Source organism: Achromobacter sp. ACM05, assembly GCF_019218915.1.
In the GTDB taxonomy this organism is placed as follows: Bacteria; Pseudomonadota; Gammaproteobacteria; order Burkholderiales; family Burkholderiaceae_B; genus Achromobacter; species Achromobacter animicus.
In genome coordinates this window covers 1,880,925-1,893,639 of sequence record NZ_JAHUWQ010000001.1, presented here as the reverse complement: position 1 = coordinate 1,893,639, position 12,715 = coordinate 1,880,925, and the positions used below count along the sequence as shown (strand labels likewise).

At 66.2% G+C, this 12,715-nt stretch carries 10 protein-coding genes; 6 read left to right on the top strand and 4 right to left on the bottom strand.

Annotation, left to right across the window (positions count from 1 at the left end; genetic code table 11):
• Window positions 1-43: 43 nt before the first annotated feature.
• The 4 genes from KW836_RS08580 to KW836_RS08565 form a co-directional block, all read right to left on the bottom strand.
• Complete coding sequence (locus KW836_RS08580; protein WP_218342980.1) at window positions 44-1,189, bottom strand: muconate/chloromuconate family cycloisomerase; 1,146 nt, start codon at window positions 1,187-1,189, stop codon at window positions 44-46.
• A 234-nt stretch (window positions 1,190-1,423) separates the two neighbouring features.
• Window positions 1,424-3,058, bottom strand: a complete 1,635-nt coding sequence (locus KW836_RS08575) for a Na+/H+ antiporter (RefSeq protein WP_370632991.1) — start codon at window positions 3,056-3,058, stop codon at window positions 1,424-1,426.
• A gap of 74 nt (window positions 3,059-3,132) precedes the next feature.
• The gene (locus KW836_RS08570) at window positions 3,133-4,095 is read right to left on the bottom strand and encodes a tripartite tricarboxylate transporter substrate binding protein (RefSeq protein ID WP_175122674.1); all 963 of its coding nucleotides are present in this window, start codon (window positions 4,093-4,095) and stop codon (window positions 3,133-3,135) included.
• Window positions 4,096-4,177: 82 nt separating this feature from the next.
• Window positions 4,178-5,320 carry a mandelate racemase/muconate lactonizing enzyme family protein gene (locus KW836_RS08565; protein WP_175137596.1) on the bottom strand — a complete coding sequence of 381 codons (1,143 nt, stop codon included), beginning with the start codon at window positions 5,318-5,320 and terminating at the stop codon, window positions 4,178-4,180.
• A 207-nt stretch (window positions 5,321-5,527) separates the two neighbouring features.
• Between KW836_RS08565 and KW836_RS08560 the strand changes: the two genes are divergently transcribed.
• From KW836_RS08560 to KW836_RS08535, 6 genes are all read left to right on the top strand, one after another.
• A complete protein-coding gene (locus tag KW836_RS08560) occupies window positions 5,528-6,529 on the top strand; it encodes a LacI family DNA-binding transcriptional regulator (protein ID WP_218342979.1) in 1,002 nt (333 codons plus the stop codon).
• A 132-nt stretch (window positions 6,530-6,661) separates the two neighbouring features.
• Complete coding sequence (locus KW836_RS08555; protein WP_370632990.1) at window positions 6,662-7,576, top strand: GAF domain-containing DNA-binding protein; 915 nt, start codon at window positions 6,662-6,664, stop codon at window positions 7,574-7,576.
• A 150-nt stretch (window positions 7,577-7,726) separates the two neighbouring features.
• Complete coding sequence (gene ampH, locus KW836_RS08550) at window positions 7,727-8,872, top strand: D-alanyl-D-alanine-carboxypeptidase/endopeptidase AmpH (protein WP_218342978.1); 1,146 nt, start codon at window positions 7,727-7,729, stop codon at window positions 8,870-8,872.
• Complete coding sequence (locus tag KW836_RS08545) at window positions 8,872-10,041, top strand: hypothetical protein (protein ID WP_255595184.1); 1,170 nt, start codon at window positions 8,872-8,874, stop codon at window positions 10,039-10,041. The genes ampH and KW836_RS08545 overlap by 1 nt, the downstream gene beginning before the upstream one ends.
• A 7-nt stretch (window positions 10,042-10,048) precedes the next feature.
• Complete coding sequence (locus tag KW836_RS08540) at window positions 10,049-11,626, top strand: serine hydrolase (RefSeq protein ID WP_218342977.1); 1,578 nt, start codon at window positions 10,049-10,051, stop codon at window positions 11,624-11,626.
• Window positions 11,627-11,702: 76 nt separating this feature from the next.
• Window positions 11,703-12,650, top strand: coding sequence for a sensor domain-containing diguanylate cyclase (locus tag KW836_RS08535; RefSeq protein ID WP_218342976.1), 948 nt, complete (start codon window positions 11,703-11,705; stop codon window positions 12,648-12,650).
• Window positions 12,651-12,715 lie beyond the last annotated feature (65 nt).

Below are 12,715 nucleotides of genomic sequence, written 5' to 3'. Positions count from 1 at the left end.
TCGGGAAATGCGGCGTTGCATGCCGCCGCATCGCCAGGTTTTCTCAATGGCTTTTGTTCGTGACCTTGACCAGCCCGTCACGCGTGAAGCGCTTGACGCGGGCGTCGTCCAGCTCGATGCCGAGCCCCGGTCCGGCAGGCACGGTCAATTCGAAGTCGCTGTAGTCCAGCGGTTGCGCAAGGATTTCCTCGGTGATCAGCAAGGGGCCGAACAGCTCCGTGCCCCATTGCAGATGCGCAAGGCTGGCAAACAGGTGGGCCGACGCGACCGTGCTGACCGCAGCTTCCAGCATCGTGCCGCCGTAGAGTTCGATGCCCGCCGCGTCCGCAATCGCCGCCACGCGCTGCGCCGCAAAAAGGCCGCCGTTCTGCTCGATCTTGATGGCGAAGACATCCGCACCGTGCTGGCGCGCGATCTCGAACGCGGTGTCCGGGCCTTGCAATACCTCGTCGGCCATCAACGCCACCGGGAACCGGCGCATCAACCGCGCCAGCGCCGCAGCGCTGGCCACGGGCTGCTCCACCAGCTCGCAACCGGCCTCTGCCAACGCGGGAATCGCCCACGCCGCCTGCGTTTCACTCCACGCCATGTTCACGTCGACGCGCACCGCGCCGCGGTCGCCCACCGCGCGCTTGATGGCGGCCACGTGGGCGATATCGACCTTCGGATCACGGGCGCCGATTTTCAGCTTGAAGATGCGGTGGCGGCGCTCTTGCAGCATCTGCTCGGCCTCGGCAATGTCCCGATCCGTGTCGCCCGACGCCAGCGTCCACGCCACGGGCACGCGATCCCGGCGCCGGCCGCCCAGCAGTTCGCTGACCGGCACGCCCAGGCGCTTGCCGTGCGCATCCAGCAGCGCGGTTTCCAGCGCGCTCTTGGCAAAGTGGTTCACCTTGACCAGCTTGCCTACGTGCGCCATCAGTGCCTGCACGCGGGTGGCGTCCTGGCCGATCATGGCGGGCGCGAAGTACGCGTCGATCGACAGCTTCATGGCCTCCGGGCTTTCCGGACCGTACGCCATGCCGGCGATGGTGGTGCCCTCGCCAATGCCCACCACGCCGTCGCTGCAATACACCTTCACCAGCATCAGCGTCTGGCCATACATCGTGGCCACCGACAGCTTGTGCGGACGGATGGTGGGAAGGTCGACGAGACAGGTTTCGATGCGTTCGATGGTGGCTGCAGACATGGACGGCGTTGGATAAGGGATGGTCACGAGGCGTTTATAGAACCCGGCGACTTTTCGCGTCCAATACTTTGGGAATCCGAATTGATACCTTTAAAGCATAAATAATCTGCAAATGCACTGAGGACTGACCGGAATTCTCAATACTTTAAGGGTCTGACCGATCTGAAGCGGGTGGACATATCGTCACGCGGATCATGAGCGACCAATCCGTACCCCGTGGGCGCGCACCCGCGGCTACCGCAGATGCGCTTCGAGCAGATCCAGCAGCCGCCCCTGCTCGCGCGCCAACGAATCCGAGATGCGGTGCGTGCGAGCCAGATGAAAAACCGCCTCGCGGGAAGCGGCAATGGCTTCCAGCCTCAGTTCGCGCTCGATGGCGATCTGCCTGCCCAGGCGTTCTGTATCGGCCACGTCCGCCGCCGCGCCGGACTGCCGCCGCAACGCGCCGCTCAGGTCCTCCGCCACCTCCAGATACAGCGCGGCGTTTTCCGGATTTTCCACGCCCCGGCGCCTTGCGCCGGCCGCAACGCTGTCGAGCGCCGCGCGCAGCATGGCGTCCTGCGCCAGCGATGCCTCGCGCTCGGTGCGGCTGTTCGGCGCAAAGTGCAATCCGCGCATCAAGGGGGGCAAGGCCACGCTGGCCAGCAATAGCGAAAACACGATGACCATGGCCGCCAGCGACACCGCCAGATCGCGCGCCGGAAACGGCGCGCCGCTGTCCAGCGCAAAGGGAAGCGTCATCACCCCGGCCAGCGTCACCGCGCCGCGCACGCCCGCCACGGAGACGGCCAGGATCACGCGCGCGCCGACCTCGGGCGGCTCGGCGCCACGGCGGCGGGCCGCCATCGCGCTCAGCTTCAACGACACGGTCACCCACAGCAGCCGGCACAGCACCAGGCCCAGGCAGACGGCCAGTCCATAGACGGGCAACCGCCAGAGGGATTGGCCGCCGGCCTCTTTCGCGGCGCTTGCCAGGCCGGCGAAGATCGTGGGGAACTGCTCGCCCAGCAACACGAAGATCATGCCGTTCAGCGTGAACTGCACCGTGTTCCACACGGCCCTGCGCTCCATGCGAGTGGCCGCGAGTGCGCGGCCCGACAGTTCGGAATAGCTCATCATGACGCCGGCGGACACCGCGGCCAGGATGCCCGAGGCGTTGGCGTGCTCGGCCACGAAGTAGACGAAGAAAGGCGTCAGCAGGCTGAGCAGCACCTCGGACCCCGGCTCTTCGCCCACCCGGCGCGTGTAGATGGTCCGCAATTGCATGATCAGCCACGTCAGCCCGGCCCCGATCGACAGGCCGGCAATGGCAACCCAGAAGAACGACATCGTGGCCTGCGCCAGCGAGAACGTGCCGGTCGCCGCCGCCGCAACGGCAAAGCGAAACGCCACCAGGCCGCTCGCGTCATTGAACAGCGCCTCGCCTTCCAGGATGGCCATCATGCGGCGCGGGATATGGACGCGCCGGGAAATCGCTTCGACCGCCACCGGGTCCGTCGGCGACACGATGGCCGCGATGGCGAACGCCACGGGCAACGGGACGTCGGGAATCATCCAGTGGATCAGGTATCCCACGCCGATCACCGTCAGGATCACCAGACCAAACGCGAGCTGGATGATGGAGGAGGACTCGCGCAGGACCGCCAGCTTCGATATGCGCCATCCGTCCAGGAAAAGCAGAGGCGGCAGGAACAACAGGAAGAAGATCTCGGGTTCGATCAGCACGCCACGCTGGAACACGGCCGCGATCACGAAACCCAGACCGATCTGCACGAAAGGTAGCGGAACGGCCAACGGCAACATCCGGACCAGCACGCCGCTGAACAGGACGGCGACCAGCATCGCCATGACTACGGTGAAAGTCCCCAATGCAAACCCCTGAACGTCGATCCGCGGGCGAATGCCCGCGGTGCGACGTTACCTTGGCTCCTGGGGGCGTGCAATCAATTCGCCGTGATCTTGCCCACTTCGATCACCTTCTTCCAGCGGGCAAATTCCTCGGCCTGGAACTTGGTGAATTCGGCCGGCGTGTTGCCGACGACTTCAAAGCCCAGTTCCAGCAGGCGCGGTTTGACCGACGGGTCGTTCAGCGCGTCGACAATGCCGGCGCGCAGCTTGTCGCGGATGTCGGCGGGCATGCCCTTGGGACCTGCGAACGCCTGCCACGACGTCACCGTCACGCCCTTCAGGCCCAGCTCTTCCATCGTGGGCACGTCGGGCAGCAGCGGCGATCGCTTCGCGCTCGTCACCGCGATGGCGCGCAGTTTGCCCGACTGGATGTGCGTGAGGCAGGTGTTGATGTTGCTGAAGCTGGCGTCGACCTGCCCGCCCAGCAGATCCACGATGGCCGGCGCGCCACCCTTGTACGGCACGTGCGTGGCCTGCGTGCCGGTCTCCTGCCAGAACAGTTCGGCCGTCAGGTGATCCGAGGTGCCGTTGCCGGCCGACGCGAACGTCATGCGGCCCGGGTTGGACTTCAGGTAGTCCAGCACGCCCTTCATGTCGCGAAGCTGCGAATTCGCGTTGACCACCAGCACGTTCGGCGCCTGCACGGCCACCGTGATGTATTCAAAATCCTTGAGCGCGTTGTAGCCCGGCTCCTTGACCAGATGCGGGCCGATCACGAAGGGTCCCAGCGACGACACCAGCACCGTGTAGCCGTCGGGCGCGGCGCGCTTGGCCTGGCCCGCGCCCAGCGTGCCGCCCGCACCCGGCTTGTTCTCGATCACGAAGGTGCCGCCGAACTTGTCCTGCAGCTTGGGCGCAACCGTCCGGGCGATCAGGTCGGTTGAACCGCCCGGCGGAAACGGCACGAGCATCGTGACGGGTTTGGCGGGCCAGTTCTGCGCCTGGGCCGACGCCGAGACGGCCAGGCCAAGCGCGAGCGTGGTGAACCATTTTTTCATGCGAGTCTCCTCTGGGTTGGCGTCTGTCGCGCCGTTGGTCGTGCATGGCGTCCCGCCGCAAGACGGCGGGACCGGAAAGGGTTCAGGCCCGCTTGCCGACTTCGACCGTGTCGCGCGTCCACGCGCGCGCCTGATCGCTGAGCGAGATGCCCAGGCCTGGCCGGGTCGGCACCAGCATGCGGCCGTCGCGGATCTCGAGCCGCTCGTTGAACAGCGGTTCCAGCCAGTCGAAATGCTCGACCCACGGTTCGGTCGGATACGCGGCGGCCAGGTGCACGTGCAGTTCCATCGCGAAGTGCGGCGCCAGCATCGCGCCGGCCTGTTCCGCCTGCGACAGGATCTTCAGGAACGGCGTGATGCCGCCCACGCGCGGGGCGTCGGGCTGCACGTAATCGGCTGCGCGGTGGCGGATCAGCTCGCTGTGTTCGGCCGCGCTGGTCAGCATTTCACCGGTGGCGATCGGCGTGTCGAACTGCGCGGCAAGCGCGGCGTGGCCTTCATGGTCGTAGGCGTCCAGCGGTTCCTCGATCCACACCAGATTGAACTGTTCAAAGATGCGGCACATGCGCTGCGCGGTCGGGCGGTCCCACTGCTGATTGGCGTCTACCATCAGCGGCACATCATCGCCCAGATGCTTGCGCACGGCTTCGACGCGGCGTATGTCCAGTTGCCGGTCGGGCTGGCCGACCTTCAGCTTGATGCCGCCGATGCCGCGTTCGCGCGACGCGCTGGCGTTGACCAGCAGTTGTTCCAGCGGCGTGTGCAGGAACCCGCCCGACGTGTTGTAGCAAGCAACCGAATCGCGATAGGCGCCCAGCAGCTTGGCCAGCGGCAGGTTGGCGCGCCGAGCCTTCAGGTCGTACAGCGCCACGTCGAAGGCGGCGATGGCCTGGGTCGACAGGCCGCTGCGGCCCACGGACGCGCCGGCCCAGCACAGCTTGGTCCAGAGCCGGCCGATGTCGCTGGGGTCTTCGCCGATCAGGACGGGAGCGATTTCCTTGGCGTGGGCAAACTGCCCGGGACCGCCGGCGCGCTTGGAGTAGCTCAGGCCAATGCCCTCGTCGCCGTTTTCGGTCTGCACTTCGACAAACAGCATGGCGACTTCGGTCATGGGCTTTTGGCGGCCGGTCAGCACCTTGGCGTCGCTGATCGGGGTGGCCAGGGGCAGGTAGCACGACGAGATGCGCAACCAGGCGATACGGTCGGCGTTGGAAGTGGCGGTCATGAGAATTCTCCGGGTGTCTGGGACGGTCCTGCGAGGACGACGGTGGCGCATGGACAACGTTGTCATTTGCGGCCAAATAAAAAGCGCCGATGTGCGGAGCCTGGCTGGCGGCAGGATTAAAACGTTGCAGCTGACGTTCATGATAACGTTGTCCAAAATTCGCGGCAAGCCAGCGCGCGATCCGTACAAACCCGTACTTCCCGTTCCATGAAACCCAAATCCATCACCCTGCATGACGTCGCCCGCGCGGCCGGCGTGTCGCTCATCACCGCCTCGCGCGCGCTCGGCAATCCGGGCCGCGTGTCGGAGGCCACGATCGCGCGGGTCCAGCAGGCAGTCACGGAAACGGGATACATCCCCAATTTGCTGGCGGGCGGCCTGAAGTCCCGGCGCAGCCGCACCGTGGCGGCGCTGGTGCCCATCATCTCGGTCCCGCAGTTCCTGCCCACCATCGAGGCCCTGACCGCCGAACTTGATCGCGAGGGCTACCAGCTCATCCTCGGGCAAATGGGCTATGACCGCGGCCGCGAAGAAGCGTTGCTCAACGCCATGGCGGGCCGGCGCGTCGACGGCGTGGTCGTTGCCGGCCTATTGAGCGACATCCCCGCCGCGCACCGCCTGCGGGAGATCGGCATTCCGGTGGTCGAGACCTGGGACCTGACCGAACGCCCGCTCGACATGCTGGTCGGCTTTTCACATCGGCAGGTGGGCAGCGCCGTCGCCGAATTCTTCCTGTCCAAGGGATGGCGCAACGTGGGACTGGCCACCGGCGACGACCAGCGCGCCGCCGTGCGCCGCGCGGGCTTCCTGGAAACCTTGGGCCACGACGTGCCCACGGCGGTCGTTCCGGCGCCCAGCAACGTGGCGTCAGGCCGGCGCGCTGCGGCCGAACTGTTCGACAAGTCGCCCGGCCTGCAGGCGATCTTCTGTAGCGCCGACGCGCTGGCCGAAGGCGTGCTGACCGAGGCGCGCGTGCGTGGCCTGCGCGTGCCGCAGGATCTGGCGGTCTGTGGCTTCGGCGGGGCCGACTTCGCCGCGCACCTGGCGCCGTCGCTGACCACCGTGCAGATCGACGGCGCGGACATCGGCGCCCAGGCCGCGCGCGTGCTGATGGCGCGATGCCGGGGCGAGACCCCGCCAGAACCTGTCATTGACGTGGGATTCCGGATCGTCGAGCGCGAATCGACGGGCGCCTGTGGGGCAACATAGCCAGACATCTAGCTGAACGCTGGCCGCCACGGGCGGTTGTCAGACCGCGCCGCCGGTAGGAAAATCCCGCCGAGCCGCGCGCGTCCGACAGCGCGCCCCCGAAGCGCCCTGCCGCCTCAGAAGGAACCGCCCGTGAAGGATGATGTTGGCCAATACCAGACTCACCCCGTCACCCTCCTCCAACCCAACCCGTCATCGGACTGGCTCTATCACTGCGCCATGAGCCTGCTCAAGCTGCCCGCGGACGATGCGATCTCGGAGCAGCTTGCCTACATGGGCGAAACCTCGGACATCGACCGCGCCTGGATGATCGAGTACCGCCCCGACATGCTGCGGCTGCGCAATACCCACGAATGGTGCCGCGGCCAGACCGAACCCTTTGTCGCCGAACTGCAGGACGTGCCGACCACGCTGATCGCCTGGCTGCACCGGTTCATGGTCAAAGGGCAGGCGGTCGCCATCCACGACGTCAACGACCTGCCCCGCACCGCGCGCGCCATCCAGGCCGAATTCCAGCGCCAGGGCAACAAGAGCGTGCTCAGCGTGCCGGTGTGCCTTGACGGCAAGCTGCAAGGCATCATCGGTTTCGACACCACCGTCCGGCATCGGCACTGGACCGCCGGCGAGGTCGGCGCGCTGTACCAATGCGCCAACCTGATCGCCCAGGCCAAGTACGGCAGCGGCCGCACGCGCGCGCCGCTGGGCAATCCCGCCGCATCGGTCGTCTACCTGAGCATGCGCGGCGTCGTCCGGGGCGTTCAGCCGGAAGCCATCGTCGGGGTGCGCTCCGCCGGCAACTACAGCGAGATCTGGCTGGACGACGGCTCGATGGTGCTGGACTCGCGCGCGCTAGGGGTCTGGTCGACCCTCCTGCCCGAGAAGACGTTCTTTCGCGTGCACCGAACGGCGATTGCAAATGCGTTGCATGTCATGGACGTGGACCGCAGAAGCGTTGACCGATGGCAGATCCGGATGCGGGCCGTGGATGACACGTGGCCGGTGTCGCGCTCGTACCGCAAGCCGCTGCGCGAACGCATGGGGATCTGAGCCGGGGCTGCCCGGGCCAAGCCGGCCAATATGCCATTCATCACGCCGGGATGTTGTTTCGTCCTGACGCTGGTGGCTACGCACCGGGATTTTGGGATCATCGCGGCATGCGCAGGGACACCCGTTCCTCGCTCCTTCAGTGAGAACCGCATGCTGACCTCCCGCCTTCTCCCGCGCATCCCCGTACTTGCCTTGAGCGCCGCCTGCGCGCTGGGCGCAGGCCACGCCCAGGCCGCCGACCTGGCCTTGCAGGATGCCGTGTCCATGGCCGGCATGCAGATGTATCTGAACGGCGGCGCGCCGGGCCTGATCATCGCGGCGGTCCGCGGCAATGACGTGGTGGTCCAGGGCTATGGCGAAACCGCGCCGGGCAGCGGCGTCGAACCCGACGGCAAATCGATCTTCCGGATCGCGTCAGTGTCCAAGGTGTTTGCGGGCGACGTGCTGGCGTCGCTGGCCGCCAAGGGCAAGCTCAAGCTGACCGATCCCCTGTCGAAGTACGCGCCCGACAATGCCAAGGTCGATGCCAACGGCCGCCCGATCACGCTGCTCGACCTGGCGACGCATTCCGCCGGCCTGCCGCGCGAACTGCCCGACCCGGACGCCAAGCCCTCCGACAATCCGTTCGCTGTCTTCGACCGGGCCTATTACTGGAAGTGGATGGGCAGCCACAAGCCCGCCTACGTGCCCGGCACCACCACGCTGTATTCCAACCTGGGCTATGGCCTGCTGGGCGACGCGCTGGCCAAGGCCGGCGGCGCGGACTATTCCAACGTGCTTGCCAACGAGGTCTTCAAGCCCGCCGGCATGACCGACGCCACCAACGTGCTGAACGACGCACAGAAAAAGCGCCTGATGACGGGCCTCGATCCCTTCGACAAGCCCGACCCCAATGCGGTGGCGCCCGACATCATGTATGCCAGCGCCGGCGTCTACGCCACGGCCGACGACATGGTGCGCTGGATGCGCTGGCATCTTGATGGCGCTAAGCAGGCCCGCGAGAACGCCCTGCTGGCGCACACGATGTGGCTGCCCTATGACGGGCTCAAATCCGTGGTGGGCACGGAGGTCACGGACGCCGACGGCATGGGACTGGGCTGGGTGGTGACGCTGCCGCGCAACGGCTCGCCGTTCCTGCTGGGCAAGAGCGGCGGCATTGGCGGCTTCATGTCGTATGTGGTGCTGTCGCCCAACCGCGACCTGGGCGTGTTCGTCGTCGCCAGCCGCGTGAATTTCGGGATGTTCAACAACATCCATGCGCAGGTGCGCGAACTGGCGGCTGAGCTGGCGCGGTGATGCGTCTGCATCGTGCGTTGCGCCAGACCCCGGCGGCGGCGCTGCTTGCCGTGGCCGCGCACGGCGCGTCGGCGCAAGAGGCAAGAGACATTTTCAAGACCGAGATCTTTCTCACGCCCTACAGCGACCTGGCCGACAGCGACGAATCGTATCCGCGCCTGAACGGCAGGTTCCTGCTGATGACCGGCTACACCGGCTTTTTTGGCGTGCACGACGACAACGGCCAGCTTCCGCGCTCGCACTGGAGCAGTGTGCAGCCCACCGCCGAGGCCGCTCTGGTGTTGCAACTGACGCGCGAGTTTTCGATCCGCACCAAGGCCACGTTCAACTCGTCCACCAACGACACCAAGGACAACGCGTTTTCCGACCTGGGCGTGAACCTGGACAACCTGTTCGCCGCCTACACCGCCGACAACTACGCGCTGTACGGCGGGAAGATGGATCTGGGCTTTGGCGACGCCTGGCACGCCGTCGACGGCCTGTACTCGGGCTTCAACGAGAACTCGGAATTCCGCGGCTCGATCGGCGTGGGCGGACGCTACACGCTGGATACGTCGGGCCGCGGCACGCATTCCGTGGCCGCCCTGCTGTTCAAGCGCGACAACACCGCCATGAACCGCAGGTTCAGCCTGGACGGCGGCCTGCTCGGCCCCGACGAGCCGCCGCTGTTCAGCGACCAGCTCAAGTCTTTCATCCTTTCGTACGACTTCCGCGATCTACCCGGACTGCCGGGCATATCGGGCGGGGTGGACGCGGGCCGGCTGCACCTGGATCCAAACCAGGGCGAAAGTGCCAACACGGTATCGGCCCGGCTGAGCTACGACACGCCGCTGGATGACGGATGGCACCTGAACTGGTTCAACGAGGCTACCTATTCCAGCGCCTTTCGCGGCGCGCCGGTTTCCAACGGCAATGGCGTAACCTCGGTGTCGTTGTCTCGAGACCGCTGGCAGGTCACCGCGACGGCCGCCGTGCGCAAGCTGACCGGCGGCGGCCAGACGCTGGCCCGGTATGGCCTGCTGGACAGTACGGATTGGGGAGTATCGGGCGCAGTCACCTACGTCACGCCCGTGGGGTTGATCGTGCAGGCCGGGATCACGCATCAGCGCGACCAGGCCCTGCGCCTCAACCAGGGCGTCTTTCGCATCGCTTACCAAGCAGGATTCTGAGGCCAACATGCACAGCACAACCACGCGCATCACCGCAACGATCGTTCTTGCCCTGGGCGGCGTCACGTCAGCCTGGTCGCAACCCGTGCCGATTACCCCCGCCGACTACCCGCCGGCGGACGCCGTCACGATTCCTGCCGGCAGCCGCGAACGCGCCGTGCAGGACCTGCCCGGCATCATCAAGGACATCATGCAACGCAGCCAGGTGCCGGGCCTGGCCGTCGCGGTCGTCATCGACGGCAAGACCGTGCTGACGCAAGGCTTCGGCACACGCGAGGTCGGCAAGGACGCGCCGGTGGATGCCAATACCGTGTTTCAAATCGCGTCCATCTCCAAGTCGCTGTCGGCGACCGTGACCGCCATCGAGATCACGCAGCGCAAGGCCACGTGGGACGACCGCGTGTCGCGTCATCTTCCGGGCTTCGCGCTCAGCAACGCCTATGTGTCCGAGCACGCCACCATCGGCGATTTCTTTGCGCACCGCACCGGGCTGCCGCCCACGGCGGGCGACGATCTGGAAGACCTGGGCTTTTCCCGCAACGAGGTCATCGCCCGCCTGCGCCTGTTGCCGCTCACCCCCTTCCGCACGTCGTATCACTACGCCAACTTCAGCACCACGATCGGCGCCGAGGCCGTGGCCCGCGCGGCGGGACGCCCGTGGGAGCAACTGGCCGACGAACAGCTTTTCAAGCCGCTGGGCATGGCATCGACCAGTTACCGCTACGCCGACTTCGAGTCGCACGGCAACCGCGCCTTGCTGCACGCCTACCAGAATGGCCGCTTCGTGCAGGTAGGCAAGCGCAACGCCGATGCGCAGGCGCCCGCGGGCGGCGTGTCTTCCACGGTGGTGGATCTGGCCCAGTGGCTGAAACTGCTGCTGGCGGATGGCCAACACCAGGGCAAGCCGCTGGCCGCCGCCGGCGCGCTGCTGCCCGCGCTGTCGCCGCAGGCCTTCAGCGCCCCCGCGCCGAATCTGAATGCGCGTTCCGGCTTCTATGGCTATGGGTTCAACGTCAACACGGAAACCGGCGGCCGCCCTGCGATGGGGCATTCCGGCGCCTTCCTGGTGGGCACCGGCACCACCTTCCGCATCGTGCCCTCCGCCGGCATCGGCATCGTCGTGTTGACCAATGGCGCCCCGGTCGGCGCGGCAGAAGCCGTGGCGGCCACGTTCACCGACATCGCGCTGTACGGCAAATCCACGCGCGACTGGTATGCGGCGTACAACGGCGCCATGAAGAAGCTGTTCGAACCGCAGGCGGACCTGACCGGCAAGCCCGATCCCGCCACGCCCGCGGCGCCCAAAGCGTTGTCGCAGTACACCGGCACGTTCGACAACCCGTACTACGGCCCCGCGCGGTTCGAAGAAGCGTACGGCGCGCTGACCCTGGTGCTGGGACCGAAGGACATGCGCTTTCCCGTGCGCCACTGGGACGGCGACACGTTCGCCTTTGCGCCGGCCGGCGAAGCCGAGATGCTGGCCTCGCGGGCGTCCATCGTCTTCAAGATGGCAAACGGGCAGGCACAAGGCTTTGACATCAAGTACTACGACGACAGCGGGCTGGGGCACTGGAACCGCAAATAGCGGCCGCCAGCAGATTCCCATCAGTCCCCGGTTCGGGCTACAGTGCTCGTTCCTCGGAATCCCGGAAGAATTGAGCATGGCTGACGACAGTACGCTTCTGAACGACAGCGCGGTCTACAGGACGTTGCTGGAATCGACCAAGGCGATTCCCTGGAAGATCGACTGGGCCACGATGAAATTCGCGTACATCGGCCCCCAGATCGAAGCGCTGCTGGGCTGGCGCACCGATAGCTGGGTCACCGTCGAGGACTGGGCCATGCGCATGCATCCCGAGGATCGCGAGTACGTGGTGAATTTCTGCGTCTCGCAATCCCAGGCCGGCGTCGACCACGAGGCCGACTACCGCGCGCTGACCAAGGACAACGGCTACGTGTGGATCCGCGACGTGGTGCACGTGGTGCGCACGGAAAGCGGCGAGCCCGAGGCCCTGATCGGCTTCATGTTCGACATTACCGAGCGCAAGAAGACCGAAGAGAAACTGCTCAGCCTGCAGAAAGAACTTGAGGTGCTGTCTTTCAAGGACGGCCTGACCAACATCGCCAACCGGCGGCGATTCGACAGCAGTTTCGAACTGGAATGGGAGCGCGCCCGCAGCGAAAACCAGCCCTTGTCGGTCTTGCTCTTTGACGTCGACTTCTTCAAGCAATACAACGACCTGTATGGCCACACCCAGGGCGACAAATGCCTGATCGAAATCGCCGAGACGCTGAGCCTGGCGCTGGATGGTCCGCGCGATCTGGTTGCGCGCTACGGCGGCGAAGAATTTGTTGTGCTGCTGCCCGAAGCCGATGCCGAGGTGGCCCGGAAAGTGGCTGAACGCTGCCAGCGCCAATTGCAGAAGAAAGCCATCGTGCACGCGCTGTCGCCGCATGGCAGGCGCGTCACGGTGAGCGTCGGTGCGGGCACGGTGATTCCCGATCGGCCCGTCACGGGCGCGGATTTCATCAAGGCCGTGGACCAGCAGTTGTATCTGGCCAAGGCCAACGGGCGCAACCGCATCGAACACGTGCAGGTGGCCCCATAGCGCACGCGGAGAAGGCGGCCCGCTGAGCCGCCAGCCTAGAAAATCCCGCATATCGGAACTGCCGG